This is a genomic window from Flavobacterium sp. A45 (assembly GCF_002001005.1).
Lineage (GTDB): Bacteria > Bacteroidota > Bacteroidia > Flavobacteriales > Flavobacteriaceae > Flavobacterium.
Genome location: NZ_MUNX01000104.1, coordinates 1 through 22585, shown reverse-complemented (window position 1 = coordinate 22585; position 22585 = coordinate 1). Strand labels below are relative to the sequence as shown.

Annotated in this window: 19 protein-coding genes; 6 read left to right on the top strand and 13 right to left on the bottom strand. The window is 33.2% G+C overall.

Annotation, left to right across the window (positions count from 1 at the left end):
• Nucleotides 1-434: 434 nt before the first annotated feature.
• The 3 genes from B0E44_RS13185 (at nt 435) to B0E44_RS13170 (ending at nt 3898) form a co-directional block, all read left to right on the top strand.
• The gene (locus B0E44_RS13185; protein ID WP_077375965.1) at nt 435-1727 is read left to right on the top strand and encodes an aminopeptidase P family protein; all 1293 of its coding nucleotides are present in this window, start codon (nt 435-437) and stop codon (nt 1725-1727) included.
• A gap of 5 nt (nt 1728-1732) precedes the next feature.
• Nucleotides 1733-2635 (top strand): alpha/beta fold hydrolase, encoded by a 903-nt coding sequence (locus tag B0E44_RS13180; RefSeq protein ID WP_077375962.1) that lies wholly within the window; start codon nt 1733-1735, stop codon nt 2633-2635.
• Between the two features lie 456 nt (nt 2636-3091).
• A complete protein-coding gene (locus B0E44_RS13170; protein ID WP_077375956.1) occupies nt 3092-3898 on the top strand; it encodes a TIGR00266 family protein in 807 nt (268 codons plus the stop codon).
• An 88-nt stretch (nt 3899-3986) separates the two neighbouring features.
• Here the strand turns inward: B0E44_RS13170 and B0E44_RS13165 are convergent, their stop codons facing one another.
• A complete protein-coding gene (locus B0E44_RS13165) occupies nt 3987-4181 on the bottom strand; it encodes a hypothetical protein (protein WP_077375952.1) in 195 nt (64 codons plus the stop codon).
• Nucleotides 4182-4376: 195 nt separating this feature from the next.
• Between B0E44_RS13165 and B0E44_RS13160 the strand changes: the two genes are divergently transcribed.
• Complete coding sequence (locus B0E44_RS13160; protein ID WP_077375949.1) at nt 4377-5159, top strand: alpha/beta fold hydrolase; 783 nt, start codon at nt 4377-4379, stop codon at nt 5157-5159.
• On the opposite strand, the gene B0E44_RS13155 is transcribed toward B0E44_RS13160, so the two are convergent.
• From B0E44_RS13155 to B0E44_RS13130, 6 genes are all read right to left on the bottom strand, one after another.
• Entirely contained in the window at nt 5156-5827 is a 672-nt protein-coding gene (locus B0E44_RS13155) for an ATP-binding cassette domain-containing protein (RefSeq protein WP_077375947.1), read from the bottom strand. The two genes, B0E44_RS13160 and B0E44_RS13155, sit on opposite strands and share 4 nt — an antisense overlap.
• On the bottom strand, nt 5824-6120 hold the full coding sequence (locus B0E44_RS13150; RefSeq protein WP_124019333.1) for a hypothetical protein: 297 nt from the start codon (nt 6118-6120) through the stop codon (nt 5824-5826). The genes B0E44_RS13155 and B0E44_RS13150 overlap by 4 nt, the downstream gene beginning before the upstream one ends.
• Nucleotides 6121-6124: 4 nt before the next feature.
• Nucleotides 6125-8890 (bottom strand): PD-(D/E)XK nuclease family protein, encoded by a 2766-nt coding sequence (locus B0E44_RS13145; protein ID WP_077375941.1) that lies wholly within the window; start codon nt 8888-8890, stop codon nt 6125-6127.
• 63 nt (nt 8891-8953) lie between these two features.
• Nucleotides 8954-10411: an OmpA family protein gene (locus B0E44_RS13140; RefSeq protein WP_077375938.1), complete on the bottom strand. Its 1458-nt coding sequence runs from the start codon at nt 10409-10411 to the stop codon at nt 8954-8956.
• A 111-nt stretch (nt 10412-10522) separates the two neighbouring features.
• Nucleotides 10523-11716 carry a glycine C-acetyltransferase gene (gene kbl / locus B0E44_RS13135; protein WP_077375935.1) on the bottom strand — a complete coding sequence of 398 codons (1194 nt, stop codon included), beginning with the start codon at nt 11714-11716 and terminating at the stop codon, nt 10523-10525.
• Between the two features lie 78 nt (nt 11717-11794).
• Nucleotides 11795-14971, bottom strand: coding sequence for an exodeoxyribonuclease V subunit beta (locus B0E44_RS13130; protein WP_077375932.1), 3177 nt, complete (start codon nt 14969-14971; stop codon nt 11795-11797).
• Between the two features lie 287 nt (nt 14972-15258).
• Between B0E44_RS13130 and B0E44_RS13125 the strand changes: the two genes are divergently transcribed.
• Complete coding sequence (locus B0E44_RS13125) at nt 15259-15867, top strand: superoxide dismutase (protein ID WP_077375929.1); 609 nt, start codon at nt 15259-15261, stop codon at nt 15865-15867.
• Between the two features lie 898 nt (nt 15868-16765).
• Here B0E44_RS13125 and B0E44_RS13120 read toward each other — a convergent pair.
• The 4 genes from B0E44_RS13120 to B0E44_RS13105 form a co-directional block, all read right to left on the bottom strand.
• Entirely contained in the window at nt 16766-18664 is a 1899-nt protein-coding gene (locus B0E44_RS13120) for an amidophosphoribosyltransferase (protein WP_077375926.1), read from the bottom strand.
• A gap of 141 nt (nt 18665-18805) precedes the next feature.
• Nucleotides 18806-19729 carry a PfkB family carbohydrate kinase gene (locus B0E44_RS13115; protein WP_077375923.1) on the bottom strand — a complete coding sequence of 308 codons (924 nt, stop codon included), beginning with the start codon at nt 19727-19729 and terminating at the stop codon, nt 18806-18808.
• Nucleotides 19730-19936: 207 nt separating this feature from the next.
• Entirely contained in the window at nt 19937-20329 is a 393-nt protein-coding gene (locus tag B0E44_RS13110) for a hypothetical protein (RefSeq protein WP_077375920.1), read from the bottom strand.
• Entirely contained in the window at nt 20313-20900 is a 588-nt protein-coding gene (locus B0E44_RS13105) for an RNA polymerase sigma factor (RefSeq protein ID WP_077375917.1), read from the bottom strand. The genes B0E44_RS13110 and B0E44_RS13105 overlap by 17 nt, the downstream gene beginning before the upstream one ends.
• 122 nt (nt 20901-21022) lie before the next feature.
• Between B0E44_RS13105 and B0E44_RS13100 the strand changes: the two genes are divergently transcribed.
• Nucleotides 21023-21370: a DUF6249 domain-containing protein gene (locus B0E44_RS13100; RefSeq protein ID WP_077375914.1), complete on the top strand. Its 348-nt coding sequence runs from the start codon at nt 21023-21025 to the stop codon at nt 21368-21370.
• A gap of 56 nt (nt 21371-21426) precedes the next feature.
• On the opposite strand, the gene rnhA is transcribed toward B0E44_RS13100, so the two are convergent.
• Entirely contained in the window at nt 21427-21900 is a 474-nt protein-coding gene (gene rnhA, locus B0E44_RS13095) for a ribonuclease HI (protein WP_077375911.1), read from the bottom strand.
• 9 nt (nt 21901-21909) lie between these two features.
• On the bottom strand, nt 21910-22479 hold the full coding sequence (locus B0E44_RS13090; RefSeq protein WP_077375908.1) for a phosphoribosylglycinamide formyltransferase: 570 nt from the start codon (nt 22477-22479) through the stop codon (nt 21910-21912).
• Between the last annotated feature and the right edge of the window lie 106 nt (nt 22480-22585).

The following is a 22585-nucleotide window of genomic DNA, read 5'->3' as shown; positions in this document are numbered from 1 at the left end:
TAGTGTTTTTATTTTCACGCAGATTTCGCAGATTTACGCAGAAAAAAAGTAAAAATATGCTGAATCTGCGTGCTGTTTTTTTTAAAATTTTCCCCTTAACTTAATAATATTGTCCTTTAGCCCCGATAGCAGTGAAAATCCTTATAAGCCGGGGTTCGGCTTATAAGATTGCAACGAATAGCGGGACCAATGCCTACTAAAAATGCCTAATCTTTCTGCTTCAAAAAACAATAATAAACTCCCGTCTATTCAAAGCCATTATTAAAATCTTAAAAAAAACTATACATATACTAATTACATTTTTAAAGTTACTATTTTTGATGATTCAATACCTAAAATTGTTTTAAACTGAAGTTGCCACAATTTCAAATCATAAAATCAATATAAAAGTGGCAATACTATATTCCAATAAAAATTAATAAATACAAATACGTATGAAATACCACCAAATTGACAGCGCCCTTTTTATAAAAAACAGAGCAAAATTCATTGCTCAAATGAAGCCTAATAGTGTAGCAGTATTTAATTCTAATGATATTTATCCCGTTTCTGCAGATAGTACATTGCCATTTGCACAACACCGCGATATCTTTTATTTATCGGGAGTGGACCAAGAAGAAAGCATCTTATTACTTTTCCCGGATGCTCCTTACGAAAATCAGAGAGAAATATTATTCCTAAAAGAAACTAGTGCGCACATTGCTGTTTGGGAAGGTGAAAAACTGACCAAAGAGCGCGCTTTTGAAGTTTCAGGAATTAAAACTGTGTATTGGTTACAAGACTTCGAGAAAATCCTGAACGAAATGATGACTTACTCAGACATCATGTACATCAACACCAACGAACATTACCGTGCTTCTATTGAAACCGAAACCCGTGAAGCTCGTTTCATCAAATGGTGGAAAGCCAAATATCCCGCACATCAAGTTGCAAAAAGCAACCCAATATTGCAACGCATTCGTTCTGTGAAAGAAACCGAAGAAATTGATTTAATCCAGAACGCCTGTAACATCACCGAAAAAGGTTTCCGAAGATTACTTTCATTCGTAAAACCAAACGTAACCGAGTACGAAATCGAAGCTGAATTGGTTCACGAATTCATTCGCAACCGTTCCAAAGGTTTTGCTTATACACCAATTATTGCTTCTGGAAATAACGCCAATGTTTTGCATTACATCGAGAACAATCAGCAATGTAAAGCGGGTGATCTAGTATTACTGGACGTTGCCGCAGAATACGCAAACTATTCTAGTGATATGACCCGTATGATTCCAGTTTCGGGAAGATTCACTGACAGACAAAAAGAGGTTTACAATGCTGTTTTGAGAGTTAAAAATGAAGCGACCAAAATGCTTACTCCAGGAACTCTTTGGAAACAATATCATGTAGAAGTGGGCAAAATAATGACCTCAGAATTGCTTGGCTTAGGACTAATCGACAAAGCCGATGTTCAAAATGAAAATCCGGAATGGCCAGCGTACAAAAAATATTTTATGCACGGAACATCACACCACATGGGATTGGACACACACGATTACGGATTATTGCACGAGCCAATGAAAGCAAATATGGTTTTTACTGTTGAGCCTGGAATTTACATCCCAGCTGAAGGTTTTGGAATTCGTTTGGAAGACAATGTTGTTGTTCAGGAAAAAGGAGAACCTTTCAACTTAATGAGAAACATTCCGATTGAAGTGGAAGAAATCGAAAGCATAATGAATTCTTAATTTATATGATAAAAAAAATATTCCTATTTGTCTTTCTATCTCTTTTTGGTCACACATTTGCCCAAACCGAGGGTTTTGCAAAAAACGAAGATTCCAGTCAAACCTATTATAAAATATTTGGCAAGGGTGCACCAATTTTAATAATAAATGGTGGCCCAGGAATGAATAGTAATGGGTTTGAACCTATGGCAAAAATTTTGGCAGAGAAATATCAAACTATTGTTTATGACCAAAGAGGAACCGGAAAATCAACCCTAAAAGAATTAAACGACAAAACGATTTCAATGAAATTAATGGCTGATGATATTGAGTCATTAAGAAAACATTTGGAAATTGAAAAGTGGATAATACTCGGTCATTCTTTTGGCGGAATGTTGGCTTCTTATTATGCCACAATTTACCCAAACAGTATTGATAAATTAATTTTGTCATCTTCTGGCGGAGTAGATTTGAGTTTGTTAAAAGGCGAAAACCTTATTGAAGCTGGCTTGAGCAAAACCGAAAAAGATTCTTTGAACTATTGGAACGATAAAATCGAAAAAGGTGACACGACTTACACTGCAAGAATTGGCAGAGGAAGAGCCATGGCGCCTGCTTATGTTTACGATAGAAAATTTGTCCCTATCATTGCTGAAAGATTAACTCAAGGCAATTCGGCCATAAACTCATTGTTATGGGGTGATATGCAAAAAACAAATTTCGACTGCAAAAACAAATTTTCAAATTTCAAGAATCCTGTTTTGATCATTCAAGGGAAACAAGATATCATTAGCGCAGCAATTGGAGAAATCAGTTTAAAAGCATTTCCTAATTCAAAAATGGTGTTGCTTGAAAATTGCAAACACTATGGTTGGCTTGACGCAAAAGAAAAGTATTTTGACACAATTGAATCTTTTCTAAAAAGTTAAACAATTCATTTTAATAAATTCAAGAAACGACTTTCAGTAATGGGAGCCGTTTTTTTGTTTCTATAAAATAAGTAAATTGAGTGCTAATCTCATTTATGATTCTTGTAACTTCACTTATGGTTCTTGCATTCTCATTTATGATTCTTGCATTCTCATTTATGATTCTTGCAACTTCATTTACGGTTCTTGCAACTTCACTTATGATTCTTGCATTCTCATTTATAGTTCTTGCAACTTCATTTACGGTTCTTGCAACTTCACTTATGGTTCTTGCATTCTCATTTATAGTTCTTGCAACTTGATTTATGGTTCTTGCAATACCATTTACGGTTCTTGCAATCGGATTTTGATAGAGACATCTTTACAACTAGTACTTTGCCGGTTTGCCCTCCTTAATTAAGCTGTAACATTCTGAGTTTAAATTCGACTTATTCAAAAACTTAAATTAGAGAAATCATGCAAGCACACGAAATAGATTATCAGATTTTTGGAGAAGAAATGCAGTATGTGGAAATAGAATTGGATCCGCAGGAAATCGTAATTGCCGAAGCGGGCAGTTTTATGATGATGGAAAATAATATCCAGATGGAAACCATATTTGGAGACGGTTCTGCGCAATCAGGTTCGGGTGGTTTATTTGGCAAACTTTTGAATGCCGGAAAAAGAGTCCTTACTGGCGAAAGTTTATTCATGACAGCTTTCCTGAATCAAGGCAATACTAAAAGCAAAGTTTCATTTGCCTCGCCATATCCCGGAAAAATTCTTCCGATTGATTTAACGCAATTTCAAGGGAAATTTATCTGTCAAAAAAGTTCATTTTTATGCGCCGCCAAAGGCGTTTCTGTCGGAATAGAATTCTCCCAAAAACTAGGTCGCGGTTTATTTGGAGGCGAAGGTTTTATCATGCAAAAAATTGAAGGAGACGGAATGGCATTCGTTCATTCTGGCGGAACAATGGCTAAAAAAGAATTAGCTCACGGCGAAGTTCTAAAAGTGGATACTGGCTGTATCATTGGTTTCACCAAAGATGTAGATTATGATATTGAATTTATAGGCGGAATCAAGAATTCTATTTTTGGAGGTGAAGGTTTGTTTTACGCAACTCTTCGCGGACCTGGAACAGTTTATATACAATCATTGCCTTTCTCTAGATTGGCTGATAGAATCATTGCATCAGCACCAAGATCAGGCGGTAACAGCCGTGACGAAGGAAGTCTGCTTGGCGGATTAGGAAATCTATTGGATGGAGATAATAGATTTTAATTTTTATCAATAGTATAACAAATGGCTTTCAGAAATGAGAGCCATTTTTTTGAACATAATGTTCTTGCTGTCTAAATAAAGTAAAAATTTAAGATTCGTCTTTTGTAGTACGAACTAAACTAATTCCTGACATAAAAAACACGATTCCAAGTATTCCGTAAATAATTAATGATTTAACATCTCTTGTTTCCCCAGATGTACCCGCAAATATCACTGCTGTATAAATAAGACCAACAATTCCTAGAACTGTAAGCAGTCCCCCAAAAAATCTTTTAAGATTCATAATTTCTGTTTTTTAAGCTTCATAGCAAATTTATAGTCTTTTGAGTTTTATACGTTATACAATTACCTCTAAAAGTTATATCATTTACAGAATATGACATCTGCAAAAAAAATCATGAAGTCTATCCTATTTCTCCAACATGAAATAATATTTCTTAAAAAAATTCGGCTTACTTTTGTTTCAAGTTTAAAACAAATGAATCGAATTTTCTACAAAAACACTAAAATTTCATATTCCGATACTGGAAAAGGAACAGCTGTAGTCTTATTGCATGGTTTTTTGGAAAACAAAACCATGTGGGACGATTTTGTTCCAGAATTAAGCAAAAAAACCCGAATCATAACCATCGATTTATTAGGACATGGTGAAACCGAAAGTTTGGGATATATTCAAACTATGGAAGAAAATGCCGACATAATTCATGATATTTTATCCAAACTACGAATTCGGAAAACCATTCTTGTGGGACATTCCATGGGAGGATATGTTGCTTTGGCTTTCGCCGAATTGTATCCGGAAAAAATGAAAGGACTGGTATTACTCAACTCCACTTCCAAAGAAGATAGCTCTGAAAGAAAAAAAAACAGAGACCGAGCCATCAAAGCCGTTAAGAAAGATTATGAAACCTTCATCAGACTTTCTATTGCCAATTTATTCAGTGAAGAGAACCGAGAAATCCTTATCAATGAAATCGAAGCAGTAAAAATTCAGGCTTTAAAAACACCATTACAAGGAATTGTGGCTTCACTCGAAGGAATGAAAGCAAGAAAAGACAGAGAATTTCTTTTACATACTGCAACCTATCCAAAATTATTGATTTTGGGAAAAAAAGATCCAGTTCTTAATTACGAGGAAAATCTGGAACAAATAAAAAACACTGATGTTGAATTGGTCACTTTTCCAGACGGTCACATGAGTTCTATTGAAAATCAAACTGAATTACTTTCTGTTTTGAAAGACTTTTTTAAAGGAGTTTAAAGCATTCCTTCTTTCAAATATCCTTTTTCTATCAACTCCTCTTTAGAAAGCAAATGATGCGCCTTACCGTCTTTGAGCAAAACTAATTTGTTCGAAACTTTGATTACATTTTCATAATTATGATCAGAAATAATAATGCCTTTAGTCATAGAATTGGCGGCTATCAATTCATTCACTTTCTCAACCATCAGAGGAGACAAACCATTATAAGGCTCATCTAACAAAACAAATTTTGAAGAATTATTTAGAATGATTTTGATTTCCAGATACCGTAATTCACCTCCCGACAAATGTGAAATTTTCTTATCTAACATTGATCTTATTAAATCATCTGCATAAAAATCCGGAATCTTATCTTTGGAAACCGAGAGTTCTATCGCCTTTTTTACTGAGAAATTATTAGGAATACAATTCTCCTGAGACAAATAACTAATTTCATTAAACAAATCCTTTGTCTTATTTTTTACACTGCCATCAATTCTAACAAACTTAAAATCTGAAGATTCAATTCCGAAAATAATTTTTAATAACGTCGACTTACCCGAACCATTTCTACCAAGAAGTCCAATAACATCATTTGTCTCGCATTTTAAATAAACATCCGACAATATGTTTTTGTTGTCAAAAGACTTCTGAATGCTATCAATTTCTAATAAATGATTTTTCAAAGTATTTTAATTATCAATTTAAAAACAAAAGAACAAACCGCTAAAAAAACAAAAGTAAAACACCAGGAATGTAACCAAAGCTGCATTTTTGAAATTTGATTGTTAAAATAAAACACATACTCGTTTTTACCATTAACTTCTTTGAAAAACAAACTTAAAGCAAAACCAAAAGTGAGAACCGAACAATTAAAAGCTGCTAATCCTCCAAAAAGGAAAACAAAAAAACTGGCGGCCAAATTAACCGCAAGAGTGCTTTTGAAAAACTCAAACACATTATGCAATTTCTTATTCATTCTGTTATAAAATTTTCTCCTCGAAAGGAATTGTTGCATCCAAAATTTCATTAAATAACAACACAATTTGTTCCAAATAATTAGCTTGAATTTCATTATTAATAATAGCAACACTCTCTTTTTCTTCCTTAAAATTAAAAGGCAAAAAACCAGATTTTAGATTTTTAAAGGAAATAATCCCAGCCTCAATAGGTTTTCCATCAGCATTTTCTTCATACATATAGGCATACGCTAAAACCTGAATGATCTTATCATTTTTAATATCCTCGGTTAATCCTTTCCAGGATTTTAGGGTAACATTCGTCTTTTCAACTTTACCCGTTTTGTAATCAATAATTCGTACTATTCCGTTACGTTCTTCGATCCTGTCAACATTTCCCTTAATCAAAACAGGAAATGGCAGACTTGGATCCTGAACCATTCTTTCAAAAGTTTTTTCAAGTTCCAAAATTTTAATTGCATCACCATTTTTAATGCTTTCCAATTCTACTTTCAGAAAATTAAAAACATTTCTCTTTGCTACTTCAAAAGCCAATAGATTTCTTCCCTTTTTTATTTCTGCTTCTTTGTAAACTACTTTGAATTGTACTAAAACCTCAGAGTCAATTTGCTTTATACAATTTTGAATATCTGTTTCTGAAATAAATTTGCCAATGAAAGGCTCATACAAAACCCGTAAGGTCTCATGAATAATAGTTCCTAAAGTATTCAAGGCAATATTTTCCTCTACCTCTTCAACTTCACTGATCCTCAAAATCTTTTGAAAATAAAACTGAATCGGATTCCGTATATAACTCGTCAACGCCGATGGAGAAAATCCTTTTTCGGCTATTTCTTTCAATCGAGCCATTACCATCTCCGATTTTGGAATTACCATTGGTGAATAAGCCGTGTCTGGTAAAACAGCATTGTAAATTTCGTGGGTTAAATTGTGTTTGGGTTGCTTCTCAACTTCCAATTGGGTAATGAAACGACTTTTTTCACCTGCGTCCAAACCTTCACTTTCCGTATTATAAAGCAAATAAATGTTTTTGGCACGTTGTAACAAATGATAAAAGTGATAGGTATAGATTGCGTCTTTTTCTTTAAAAGTTGGAAGTCCCAATTCACGCTTTACATCATAAGGGATAAAAGAGTTTTGTGATTTACCCGCTGGAAATTTTCCTTCATTCATAGAAGTGATAATCACCGTTTCAAAATCCAAAACCCTACTTTCAAGAACTCCCATAATCTGCAAACCATTTAACGGTTCTCCCTCAAAAGAAACTTCAGCCAAATCAATTACTTGTTTATAAATTGCATGCAGTGTATCAATCGTGTCTATTTCTTTGTGCTGTGAATAGTAATTAATCAGCTTATTAATTACTTTAAAAATGGCATAAACAAAAGTTTTCGCAATTTTTTCCTCTTGATTTTCATTATTAAGATTATTCTTGACCCTAAGTAATAAACTAGAGATTATTTCTAAAACGGCAATAGAACCTTTCTCCCATTTTTGAAACACAAGCAAGAATAAATCACTTGAATTATCATTTAATTCCAATAATTTATGATGACTGATAAATGTGTAGTTGTTTTTATTAATAATTCCAACCAAAGCACTTGCATTAGCATAAGGTTCAATTAACGGATGCGTCAATATCTCCAACACATCTTTATAATAAAAAACATAGCTACTATTGCTTCTGGACAAAGCATTAGTGTGCATTTTAAACAATTTGGCAATCAGAATTTGAGCTGGGTTATTCTTGCTGGAATATCCCATAGTGATATTCAGCGCTCCGACAGTATTAGGTAAAGAATATAACAATGGAATCAATAAATTTTCCTCTCCCAAAACAATAGCGACTTTATCAAGTGTTGCAGCTGGGTTTTCAATATTAATTTTTTCTATAATACTTCCCGCAATTTTGGCTTGACCAATGGTTTTTGGAGTACCAATAACTTGAATATTTTTAGCAGTCGAAAAATCATCTACAATCCATTCAAAAGGATTTGTCTTATAGTGCTTCCAACTTTCTTTGAAACGGCGCACAAATAAACCAGCGTCATGGTAAGGATCATTTAGGAAAGTTTGATCAGCATCCCAATATATTCTGGCCTGATTTGATACAATAAGATGTTGAATTATTTTTTCCTCAGATGCATTCAATGCATTAAAACCTGCAAAAACAAATTGTTTCCCTTGAATCAATTTAGAAAAAGTTTCGATATTTTTTACTGCTTCCCGATAAATCAATCCTTGATATCCAATTCCTTTTTTAAGTAAATGTTCGTAAAGAGATTGATAATATTTGGGCAACAATTTCCAAAAATCAATATAATTTTCGAGTAATTGGGTTTTGTTTTCTACTTCAATTCCCCATCTCTTGATGTCCTCAATATCCTTTAAGTATGATAAAACATGATCTGGATCTAATAAGTAACGGTCTATTTCATTAAAATCTTGAAGCAACGTTTTGGCCCAATTAGCAAAAAACTCAAAGGATTGTTGATTCTTTTTTTCGGTAATGGATAGATAGACCTCATAAAATTCAAATAACAATTCTATGGGATCAATTGTTCTTATCTCAGCGATGTTCTGAACAAAATCTTCTATACTAATAATTTCTGGCGAAAATATATTTTCATCAGCTTGCTTTTTCAAAGCTTCAATAAAGAATATTTTGGCTCGCTTATTCGGTAAAACTATAACTGTTTCAGTTAGTTCATTATTATAACCTAACAGTATTACTGATGCAATCTTATCTAAAAATGAAGTATTTGTCATTTTATAAATATAAAAAAAGCCATTCAATTAAGAATGGCTTTTTAAAATTATTTAGAGAATCGATTACAATTTACCTTCGTATATTGAACCAATGTGTCTAATTTCTGTTCTTCTGTTTTCAGCTTTACCTTTTGCAGTTTTGTTTGATGCAACTGGCATAGTTTCTCCAAATCCTTTAGATACTAAATTATTAACATTAACTCCTCTTTCGATCAAACCATTCATAACAGCAGTAGCTCTTTCTTCAGAAAGTTTTTGATTGAATTTATCAGAACCATCACTATCAGTATGTCCTTCAATACTAAATTTAGCATTTGGATAGTTTAGAAGGATTTGTTTGATTGCATCTAATCTAGCTTGAGTTTCTTTATCTCCAGTTTTGAAAGTTGCTTTTCCTGAGTTAAAGTAAACCGCTCTAGCTTGTACTTTTAGTTCTTGCAATACTTGTTCTGTTACTTCTGGACATCCTTTGTTACTAGCTGGACCAGCTACAGTAGGACAAGCATCTTCTAAATCTGGAACACCATCTTTATCAGCATCTAAAACAGGACATCCACCATTTGAAGCAGGACCTGCAACAGTAGGACATTTGTCTGAAGCATCAGTAACACCGTCACCATCTGTATCAGGACAACCTTGGAATTGTTTCAATCCAGCTACTGAAGGACAAGCATCATCAGGATCTGCTACACCGTCACCGTCTGTATCAGGACAACCTTGGAATTCAGCTGAACCAGCAACAGTAGGACATTTGTCTTTAGAATCTTCGATACCATCTGCATCAGTATCAGGACAACCGTTGAATTGTTTTAACCCTGCCACTTCTGGACAAGCATCATCTTTATCATAGATTCCGTCTCCATCAGTATCTTTAGCTCCAAACTTGAAAGTAAGACCCGCAGAATATTGAGTGTAAGAAGGTGCATCTGGTTTAGCTAAATCCCCTGGATAATTTCTATCTCCAAAAGATTTTTTGTAAACACCTAATAAAGAAAGACCAACATTTTCAGTAAACCAAAAATTCAATCCAACACCTGGGTTTACAGTTCCGTAACTTTCGTCACCTAAGAAAGTATAACCTCCACCTACGCTTAATGTTGGCTCAATTACTTTAGATTTTATTAATTCCATGAAACTATAAGTAACCGTAGCATCTACACCATAGTACATCAAATCTCCAGGATTTACAGCAGCAAAATCATTTGGCCCATTAAAAGTTTTTCCAGGAACAGGAATAACAAATTTATCAATTTGGTTGATAGATCCTGTAAGCCCTACAATAAAACCACTTCCTACGTATCTTGAAACGTTGATATAAGAAACTGAAGGAAGAATGTTCCAGTTTTCATCTACCTTAAAAGGTTGGTCAAAATGACTCATAAAGTCATCACCAGCACTAGATCTGTAGTCAATCGCGTTTACTCCAAAACCGATAGCCCATTTATTGTTACTGTCCTGTGCTTGAGAACTTAATCCCATCACCATCGTTACAGCAACTAAAAGTTTGTTAAGATGTTTCATACTTGTTATTTTTAATTACAATTAGTTAATTTGAAACAAAAGTAGGACGATTTTCTTTAACAACAAAATAAAATGTTAAATAAAACACTTCCCAAACACAAATTTTAACAATTATATTACAGCAAGTCTCTTACCTACAGCCACAAAAGCATCAATTGCTTTGTCCAAATGTTCTTTTGTATGAGCCGCCGATAACTGTACTCGAATTCTCGCTTTATCTTTAGGAACTACCGGGAAAAAGAATCCAATTACATACACTCTTTCTTTCAACAGTTCATTAGCCATAGTTTGAGCTAATTTTGCATCATACAGCATTACTGGTACTATAGCTGAATCCCCTTCTACTATATCAAAACCAGCTTTTTTCATTCCTGCTTTGAAGTAATTAGTATTCCATTCCAATTGATCTCTAAGCGTAGTGTCTTTTTCTAACAACTCAAATACCTTTATTGATGCTCCAACAATAGCTGGAGCCAATGAATTAGAAAATAAATAAGGTCTGGAACGCTGACGCAATAACTCAATTATTTCTTTTTTAGCCGTAGTATAACCTCCCATTGCACCTCCTAAAGCTTTTCCTAACGTTCCTGTAATAATATCAACACGACCCATAACGCCTTTTGCTTCCAATGTTCCTTTACCCGTCGCCCCGATAAACCCTGCTGCATGACATTCATCAACCATAACCAAAGCATCATATTTATCAGCCAGATCACAGATTTTATCCAATGGCGCCACAACTCCATCCATAGAAAATACACCATCGGTAACTATTATTTTAAATCGAGCTCCCGATTCATTGGCTTTAATCAATTGTTGCTCTAAATCTTCCATATTGCTATTTTCATAGCGATAACGAGCCGCTTTACATAAGCGCACTCCGTCTATTATAGAGGCGTGATTCAAGCTGTCTGATATAATGGCGTCATTTTCCCCAAACAAAGGCTCAAACACCCCTCCATTTGCGTCAAAAGCTGCTGCATATAATATAGTATCTTCAGTTCCGTAAAAATCGGCTATCTTTTTTTCCAAAGTTTTATGAATGTCTTGCGTTCCACAAATAAAACGAACAGATGACATTCCAAAACCATGTGTATCCATCGCATCTTTCGCGGCTTGAACTACTTCAGGATGTGACGAGAGTCCTAAATAATTATTGGCACAAAAATTTAAAACTGTTTCACCTGTTGAAATAGTAATTTCCGCTCCTTGCGGAGAAGTTATTATTCTTTCTTTTTTAAAAATTCCGTTATCTTCAATGCTTTGAAGCTCTGACTGTAAGTGTTGTTGTATTTTACCGTACATTTTATTAGGTTTTAAAACTTAAAGTTTAAAGACAAATATTCTATAAACTTCGCTATTTGACAAATTATTTATTTTTTTTTACAAATGTACTACATCGATTTCTTCTCCTATATAAACAAGTGCTTTTTTTAGCACTTTGAAGCCCATTTTCTCAATAGCCATTTGATAATTTTCCAATTGATATTTATATTTAGGATCAGGAAGCCCTGTTTTATAGTCCAATAAAAAAACTTCCCTAGCTTTATTAATTACAATTCGATCCGGTTTAATTGTTCCTCCTTCTTTTTGAATGATTGTTTTTTCATTCAGAACTTTGTTTCCATCAGCAAAATGTTCTAATAAATCTTGATGATTTACTATTTCTATAATTGCATTGTAAACAAGTTCTTTTTGAAGTATTGTAATCAATCCGTTTTCAATTGCTTTATTGATTGCCAATTCGACATCATTTTTTGTTCCAACAAAAGAAAGTATTTCGTGTATCACATTTCCAAATTCGATAGCTTCCTGCTGATGCGTTCCCCACATCAATGCTTCTCTTTGTGCAATTTTTATATTTTTAGGATTCAATACCTCCGAAACTACCGGAATGCTTTTGGAAGTATCAATATGTTTTTCATTATCGGACAACTTAGCCGGATTTCCAAAAGTGTATTCTAATAAATTTTCATCATAAATTCCTTGCTGAATCAAATATTTTATAAAAAATGAAGCCATATTACTTGGATATTCTCCATCTTTTCTGGGCTTTACATTTTGAGAAATAATATATAATTGTTCTTCCGCTCTGGTCAAAGCCACATATAATACATTAATATTATCCAACAATTCTTCTTGCTTTTTTAAATTATAAACCGCAGAAGCTTCTTCTCCAAACTCTTCAATAGCGCTACTATTATCCACTAACACTTTCGGCATATCAAGATCCTGCTCTTTTGAATTAAGCCATAATTTGTCTTTCGGTTTTCTATTATAATCTTCTTCGGCAAAAGGCATTATTACAACTGGAAATTCCAGACCTTTTGATTTATGGATGGTCATTATACGAACAGCATTTGTGCCTTCTGGAGAAGGAATGCTGAATTTCTCGGAGTTTTTATCCCAATAATTCAGAAAATCTGAAATTCCTGCTTGATTACGAACATCTCGTTCTAAAACAATATCCAAAAAATATTGAACATAAGCCGTAGCCGATGATTGTGCCTCTGAATTTTCATCCGTTTTCAAAAACTTCGAAATGATAATCTCAACTGCTTCATACAATGATTTTTTTCTAATGTTTTGAAAAGAAAGTTCGATGTTGCAGTTTTCAAGCCATTTCTCGAAAGTTGCTTCCTCTTTCAACTCCATTCCTTTGGCTATAAAATCGTGAACAGGCAATTCATTTTGTTTGTTTTGTGCCAAATATTGCAAAAAGTTAGCCTTTGACTCCAAATCGGAACTATTCTTCAAATACTTTAAAATGTGAATAATCAATCGAACTTCGGTTGCGTTTTGAATCATCAATGTTTCTGAAGATAAAAGAGGAACGCCTTGCTCAGTTAAATAATTGGCAACGGCTATTCCCTGACTTCTTTTGCGAGTCAGAATTACAATGTCTTTGTATTCGAAACCTTCTTTTACAACTTTTTGAATTGTATTTAATGTAGCCAAAACATATTGTCCTGTTTTATCCAAAACTTCTTCATCGTCACCTTCTTGTTCTTCTATTTCAGGCAAAAAAGAAATATTTACATAACCGCCTACCTTATTGTTTATCTTCTGACGGCTGTGATTTTCATATAAATCTTTATAATCAGTATTGCTAAATTCATTCGACAATAATTGAAAAAAGTCATTATTGAATTCAATCACTTGAGAATAACTTCTATAATTTTTGTCTAAATGCTCTAGCTTTTTTTCAGGATTGCTGAACGGGTTTTGATCTTTGCTTAACTCAATAAACTGCTCTGCTTTACCGCCACGCCAACGGTAAATGGATTGTTTTGGATCGCCAACAATCATTAAAGTTCCTTTTTGTCCCGAATCATCTTGACCTGAAAGCGCATTATCAATAAGCGGAATCAGGTTTTGCCATTGCATTTCGGAAGTATCCTGAAATTCATCAATAAAAAAGTGACGATACTTTTCTCCTAATCGTTCATAAATAAAAGGAGCTGGCTGATTTTGGATTTCTCGGTGAATAATCGCGTTGAACTCGGTTATCGAAAGTACGTTTTGTTCGTTTTGAATTTTTGTCAATTCATTACTAACCGTATTTAACAACGATAAAGGAGTTATATTTTTCAGGAAGGCTTTATAGAAATTCCGTTTCTCGAAGTTTTTATAAATCTCAAGAAGAGTTTGCAACAACTCTGGGATTATATTTTCTATTAGCGCTCGATCTTTTGCTGTTTTATTGATCGCAATATCTTCGAATTCCCGAAACATTTTGTTTTTAGAATTGAATTTCCCATCTGCAATGCTTTGAAGATGATTGGGAAAAGTCCCTCTTGAAAATGATTTTAAATCAATTGCATTTTTATCAATTAGCAATAATAGTTCACTAGCAAGGCTTGCATTTTCTTTTTCTAAATCTTTGCAAAGCTGAACTAATTTTTCTTTTACGGCTATAAAATCACTTATCGATTTATCATGAAAATGAGTGATTTCATTTCTGTTGTTCTCATTGAGTACTAATTTTCCCGTTTCCAAAATTTCACGCGAGATATCCCAAGATTTATCATCATCGGTTTTTTCCATCGTGAAATCGATGAGCAATTTAGTCAAGGTTTCATCTTCACCGGCTTGAGCTATAATCGCGTCAACAGCTTCGGTCAACAGATTTTCGGTATCCAGAGTTACCTCGAAAGTCATGGGCAATCCTAAATCATGGGCAAAAGCACGAATTACTTTATGTGTAAATTTATCAATAGTGGAAATATCAAAAGCAGCATAATTATGAATAATGTGCTTGATGATTTGTTGGGATTTAGTTTTAATCTGAATTATCGAAAGCCCTGTATCTACGGATAGATCCTGCATTAAATCCGAAGCTTTTGTATTTGGTTTATCTTTGGCAAATTCGGACAAACTGCCTACGATTCGGCTTTTCATTTCGTGGACCGCTTTGTTGGTAAACGTTATTGCCAGAATATTTCGGTAAGCATCATTCTTATTTGCTGTTAGAATTATTTTGAGGTATTCTTTTACAAGAGCATATGTTTTTCCGGAACCTGCGGAGGCATCGTATATGGCGAAAGAAGGTCTTTCCATTTGAATTTTAGATTGTTTATTAACTATTTTATTTGTGAATTATTCTGATATTTCCTGAAATCCCTAATGGCCTAGCCCTGATAGAAGCGGTATCCTTTTTCTTGCTCCTTTAGCAAGAAAAAGATACAAGCGGATAGCAGGAAATAGCTCCTAATTACTCGGATTTAAATAATCAGAATTGTACTATCATTTTATTTAATGGAATTATAACAAAATAGAATTTTATATTCCAAAGTTAAATGTTTAATTTTGAATAAAATATTTATAAATCATTAAACAACTATATTATGGCTTTTGAATTACCACAATTACCTTATGCGTATGACGCATTAGAACCTCATATTGATGCTCGTACAATGGAAATTCACCATTCAAAGCACCACAATGCTTATACAACAAATTTGAATGCGGCTATCGCTGGAACTGATTTGGAAGGAAAAACAATTGAGAATATCTTAATTAACCTTGATAAAACTAATGCTGCGGTTCGCAATAATGGTGGTGGATTTTACAATCACAACTTGTTTTGGACTGTTATGTCTCCAAACGGTGGTGGATTGCCAACAGGTGAATTGCTGGAAGCTATCGAAAATTCTTTTGGAACTTTTGAAGAATTTAAAGCAAAATTTGCTAAAGCAGGAGCTACACAATTTGGTTCTGGATGGGCTTGGTTATGTGTGCAAAAAGGTGGTAAACTTGATGTTTGTGGTACTCCAAATCAAGATAATCCATTGATGCCGGAAGTAGGTTGTGGTGGAACTCCAATTTTAGGAATGGATGTTTGGGAGCATGCTTATTACTTGCATTATCAAAACAGAAGACCAGATTATATTGAAGCTTTCTTCAATGTTATTAACTGGACTGAAGTATCTAGACGTTTTGCTTTAGAGAAATAGTTTAGGAGAAAAATAGAGTTAAGAATATAGAGAATAGACGGATGAACTTAGGGTTTGTTCGTCTATTTTTTTGTCTATACCTTTCTCGTTTTTCTATTCTCTATATTCTTTTCTCTTTCTGAGACTTTATTTCAATAAAAAAGGTGAAATGTTACTTTCACCCTTTTTGCCCCAAATCTACCATAAACTTAACCTACTAAAAATTATGGTAGTCAAATATACTTTGAAATAAACTGTTTTGCTACTATTCTCGATGAATTCCCTAAATACTCGTTAAATTGTCAATTTATTGATTATCAATCTATTATACGTGATTTTATTCCAATAAAAAAGGTGAAATGTTACTTTCACCCTTTTTGCCCCAAATCTACCATAAACTTAACCTACTAAAAATTATGGTAGTCAAATGTACATTGAATCAAACTTTTTTTATATTATTTTCGATGAATATCAAAAATACTCGTTTAATTGCTAAATTATTGAAATTCAATTGTTTAAATCTGATTTTTAAGCAATAAAAAAGGTGAAATGTTACTTTCACCCTTTTTGCCCCAAATCTACCATAAACTTAACCTACTAAAATTATGGTACTCAAATATACGTCGATAATCACTTGATTGAAAATATTTTCGATGAATGCCGTAAATAAACGATTATTCGCTAATTTACTGATTTTCAGAATATTTAACTTGTTATTTTATTCTTAATTTGTTTAGTCAAGAAGGAAACTTGATTTTATTCCAATAAAAAAGGTGAAATTTTACTTTCACCCTTTTTGCCCCAAATCTACCATAAACTTAACCTACTAAAATTATGGTAGGCGAATATACTTTGAGATTTATTACTTTGGAAATAAATTCGATAAAACACACACAAACCCGTTTATCGGTAATGTGAATTAATATGCTCTAGCGTCTTTTCCTTCGTAAAAATTCATGAAAGCCCTGTTAACCACACGATTACCTCCCGGAGTAGGATAATCACCGGTAAAATACCAATCTCCAAGATTTTTTGGACAAGCAGTATGTAAATCTTCCACCGTTTGGAAAATAATTTTAACTTCTGCGTTAATTTCTGGTGAACTTAACATTTCAGCAATTTTATCTGATATCTCTTGAGGAGCAAATGGCTCATATATTGCTGTAACATAATTTACCACGTCATTATCATGATAATTCTCCTGAGCTTTACATTTAGCATAAACTTCATCAACTATATGATATAAGTTTCTTTCTTTTAACAGCTCCAATGCAGCTCTAAAAGCAACAAGCCCTTCTAGTTTTGCCATATCAATTCCGTAACAATCCGGGAACCTTATTTGTGGTGCAGAAGAAACAATTACAATTCTTTTTGGATTTAAACGATCCATCATTTTAATAATACTCATTTTAAGAGTTGTTCCTCTTACTATACTATCATCAATTATAACAAGATTATCTGTTGGTTTAATTACTCCATAAGTCACATCATAAACGTGTGCTACCAAATCATCCCTACTACTGTCTTCGGTAATAAAGGTTCTAAGCTTAGCATCTTTTATGGCAACTTTTTCGGTTCTGATTTTTACAGAAAGTAATTTTTCTAAAGAGTCAACTGTTAAATTATCTTTGTTTTCAAGAATGTAATTTTTCTTTCTTTGATTCAAAAAGTCTTGTGCTGCTTCCACCAATCCGTAGAAAGAAGTTTCTGCAGTATTTGGAATATAAGAGAAAACCGTATTGTCAGTATCACTATCGATAGATTCTAATACCGCTGGCAAAATAAGTTTCCCTAAATTCTTTCTTTCCTGATAGATTTCGGCATCACTTCCTCTTGAAAAGTAAATACGTTCAAATGAACAAGATTTCTTTACAGTTGGAGTAAGAATCTGCTTCATAGAAACGTCACCATTCTTCTTAATAATCAAAGCATTTCCTGGATCAATTTCATGTACTTGATCAAATGGAACATTGAAAACAGTCTGTATTACCGGACGTTCAGAAGCCACTACGATAACCTCATCATCTTGATAAAAATAAGCTGGGCGTATTCCTGCTGGATCTCTAAAAACAAATGCATCTCCATGACCTAATAAACCAGCCATAGCATAACCTCCATCGAGATTTTTTGCCGAACGGTTCAGTATTTTTGCAATATCCAAACGCTCCGCAATTACTGGCGAGGCTTCTCTTTTAGAATAACCTTCTGCTTTACAGTCTTGGTATAACTGCATTACTTCTTTGTCCAAAAAGTGACCAATTTTTTCCATTACGGTAACGGTATCAGCCATTTCTTTTGGATGTTGACCCAATTCAACTAGATTCTCAAAAAGCTCTTTAACATTGGTCATGTTAAAATTCCCTGCTAAAATAAGATTTCTGTGCATCCAGTTACTTTGACGCAAAAAAGGATGTACACTTTCGATACTGTTTTTTCCAAAAGTACCATAACGAACGTGTCCCAAAAACAATTCCCCTATATAAGGAATATTGGCTTTCAATTGCGCAACATCATCCGCATACTCTGGATGTTCGACCATTACTTCGTTTATTCTTTCATTGATTTGTTTGAAAACATCTTGAATGGGTTGTGCATGATTGGAACGTACACGGCTAATGTATCTCTCACCAGGCTCTACATCCATTTTAATACTTGCAAAACCAGCACCATCTTGACCTCGATTGTGCTGTTTTTCCATCATTAAATACATTTTTTGGATACCATAAAAAGCAGTTCCATACTTTTCTTTATAGAATTCAAGGGGTTTTAAAAGTCTAACTAAAGCTATTCCACATTCGTGTTTTAAAGCGTCGCTCATTGTTTTATTGTTTGTAGTTATTGGTATTTAATGGTGTTCTCTAAATTATTATTTTATAAAAATACGATGCAAATTCGTACTCTTTCTTATAAATATTGACTTAATTAATTAAAAAAAGCCTCATATAGAGGCTTAAGAACTTTATAATTCTATTTCAAACTGGGTCAGAGACTTGAACTGTTTCAATCTTGAGACCACTTCTTCTTTATCCAAATCAAGCATTCGTTCCGTTCCAAATTTCTCTACACTGAAAGAAGCTAAATTGGAACCATGGATTATTGCATTCTTCATATTATCGAAAGATACATTTTCACTTTGTGTAATATATCCTGAAAAACCACCTGCAAAAGTATCTCCCGCTCCTGTTGGGTCAAAAACTTCTTCTAACGGTAATGCTGGAGCAAAGAAAATTTCTTCACCATGAAACAATAACGCTCCATGTTCTCCTTTTTTGATTACCACATATTTTGGTCCCATTTCGTGAATTTTTGCAGCAGCTTTAACTAAAGAGTATTCTCCTGAAAGCTGACGCGCTTCTTCGTCATTTATTGTAATAACATCAACTCTTTTGATGATTGCCAATAATTCCGGTAAAGCACAATCCATCCAAAAATTCATAGTATCCAAAACCACTAATTTCGGTTTTGTCTCCATTTGATCCAAAACACTGCTTTGCACTAAAGGATGTAAGTTCCCTAACATCACAATTTCGGCATTTTTATAGTCTTGAGGAACTTTTGGTTGAAAATCAGCCAAAACATTAAGCTCTGTAACCAAAGTATCTCTCGAATTTAAATCGTTGTGGTACAATCCGCTCCAGAAGAAAGTTTTTCCTCCTTTAACAACTTCGATACCTGAAATGTCAATATTTCTGTCTGTTAACAAATCTAGATATTCTTGTGGAAAATCATCACCAACTACAGAAACTATAGCCGATTTTACATTAAAAAAAGAAGCTGATATCCCTATATATGTTGCTGCTCCCCCTAAAATTTTATCTGTTTTTCCAAAAGGAGTTTCAATTGCGTCGAAAGCTACTGTTCCAACAATCAATAATTTATTCATTATATGAGTTTCGAATTAGGGTGCAAAGATAGTCCTTAAGTTGCAATATTGCAAAGGTTAGAAAGCACAAAGTTTTATTAATATATTAATCTGGCTTACAATTAATTAACAATATATTTTGGACTTTTGGACACTTTAAATAGAATAAAAACATTTTAGCATTGCACGGATTAGAAACTCTCCATATAAATTGTAAAAAGCCAAATTTTATAATTGAAACTTCTTGTCATAATAATTTTTTAATAATGGTATTTGCACCAACACCATTAAAGGAACAATTAAAACAGCATAAATTGTGTTTTTTGAAAAATGGAACTCTGAAAATATGTTTGAAATATTTACAACATACGAATGACCTATTTCCGAATTGTATGACTCATTCCCAAAGGCAGTATAGAGAATCAAAGAGATTAAACTCCCTAAAATAACAACCCAAATAGGCATAGAAATCAAAGGTTTGTACTTCTGTATTTTACTTTTTTGGGCAACCAAAATTTGTGACATCACTTTTGAAGTAAAGTCAATTGACGGGGACTCCAAAGTGCTTTCCGCCATTATTTTATCTATAAATTTTTCAATATTTTTATCGCTCTCTTTCATAATAATCCAATATTTCCGGTTCCAATTGCTTTTTTAAAATTACCGCTAGTTTTTTTCTGCTTCTAAATAACTTCACTTTGACGTTATTGGAATTAATATCCATAATTTTAGCAATCTCATCTAAATTCTGATCGTCAAAATAATACAACGTTAATAAAAAATTTTCTTCTCTTGACAATAAATTCATGCAATTTTGAATCGTTTGTTTTCGCTCTTTATCTTCCAAAGCACTCAAAGCATTATCAAGAGTTTTAACTAAATGATCCGAAAACTCATCTATTGAAATAGTACTCTCATCCTTTTTATTCTTTTTCAGACGATCCAAACAGGTATTATAGGCAATTCTATAGATCCATGTCGAAAATTTTGAATCGCCCTTAAACTTATTCAAAGAATTATAAACCTTGACAAAAGTGTCTTGAGAAACCTCTTCGGCTTCTTCTCTGTTTTTAATCATCTTTAGAGCCAAAGTAAAAATCATTTCCTTATAACGATCAACCAATACACTAAACACATTTGTGTCCCCGCGTATGATTTGATTGATATAATGCTGATCACTTAACTTATCCATATACTACTAAGACGACATTAATTCAACTAAGGTTACAATTTATTATATTTTTTTGACTAATCTGTAACCAAAATTAAATCTGCTTCGTCATATGGAATATCAATCATTTAAATTAAATAATTATGGGTCCAGACATTTTAATCCCCTTGAGTTTTTTCCTTATGATCTTTGGAATTGTTTATCTTGTTTATTCTACAAGAAACAGAGAGCGTTTAGCACTTATTGAAAAAGGCATAAATGCCAGTATTTTTTTAGAAGGAAACAGCAAAGGTGTTCCTATGTGGAAAGTATTTATTCTAAATCTAGCTTTTTTATTAATCGGAAGTGGAATTGGGATTTTTATTGCTTTACTAATTACAACTTACACTGCCTTAAATCAAGGTGCCGTGTACCCAGCAATCATTATCACAATGGCTGGAATTGGTCTGCTTGCAGGATTTAACAAGGCCAAAGAATTAGACAAAGAATAAATAATTCTTTTAAATAACGTATCAAAAAAATTATTTGATACGTTATTGTTTTTTTTTTATTTCGAATCAATCGCTTCATAAAAAGCATCAACAGAAAGCTGTTTTTGCATCGAAGCCATAACGGCCAATTCGTCACATCTTTCGTTTTGAGGATGATTATTATGTCCTTTTATCCATTTGAAATCTACTTTATGTTTTCTATAGACAACTAAGAAGCGTTTCCATAAATCAGGGTTTTTCTTTCCTTCAAATCCTTTTTTTTCCCAGCCAAAAACCCATTTCTTTTGCACGGAATCTACAACATATTTCGAATCGGAAATGACTAAAACAGTAATATTCTCTTTTTTTAATTTTTCAAGACCTACGATGACACCCAATAATTCCATTCTATTATTGGTAGTGTATCGAAATCCCTCATAAAACTCTTTTCTATAAGGTTTACCAACCCATTCCATGACTACTCCATACCCGCCATTTCCAGGATTACCTTTGGCAGCACCATCCGTATATATGTGTACGTCGTATTCCAAAGTATGATATTAGAGGTTAGAGGTTAGAAGCTTTTCAATAGTAACTGGAAACCATTCTTGTTCCAATGCATGGATTTTGACCGCTACCGATTCTGGCGTATCGGTTTCAGAAAGAGCAACGTTTTGTTGAAATATAATATTACCCTCATCATAGTTTTCATTCACATAATGAATAGTTATACCTGTTTCCTTTTCCTTATTCTCCACTACCGCTTTGTGAATATGCATCCCATACATTCCTTTTCCACCAAATTTTGGAAGTAGTGCTGGATGTATATTTATAATACGATTTGGATAGGCTTCAATCAAATTTTCAGGGAATTTTAATAAAAATCCAGCTAAGACTATCAAATCAGGTTGAAAATCCTTAACCTTTTGTAGCGTATTTCCTGAATTTAATTCTTCTTTTGAAAAAATGACCGTCGGAACTGCTAATTTTTTTGCTTTATCAAGTACGGTTGCTTTTGAATTATTTGAAAAAACCGCTACCACGGTTCCAGTAGATCTATCGCCAAAATATTTTATAATATTTTCAGCGTTAGTCCCCGATCCAGAAGCAAATATCAGTATTTTTTTCATAATTCGTTTTTTTAAATTTATGCAAAAAAAGGAATAAAAAACGAAAATAAATAGGATTAAGAAATCTTTGTTGAAATAATTTTTATAAATTAGTACTCACATTTAT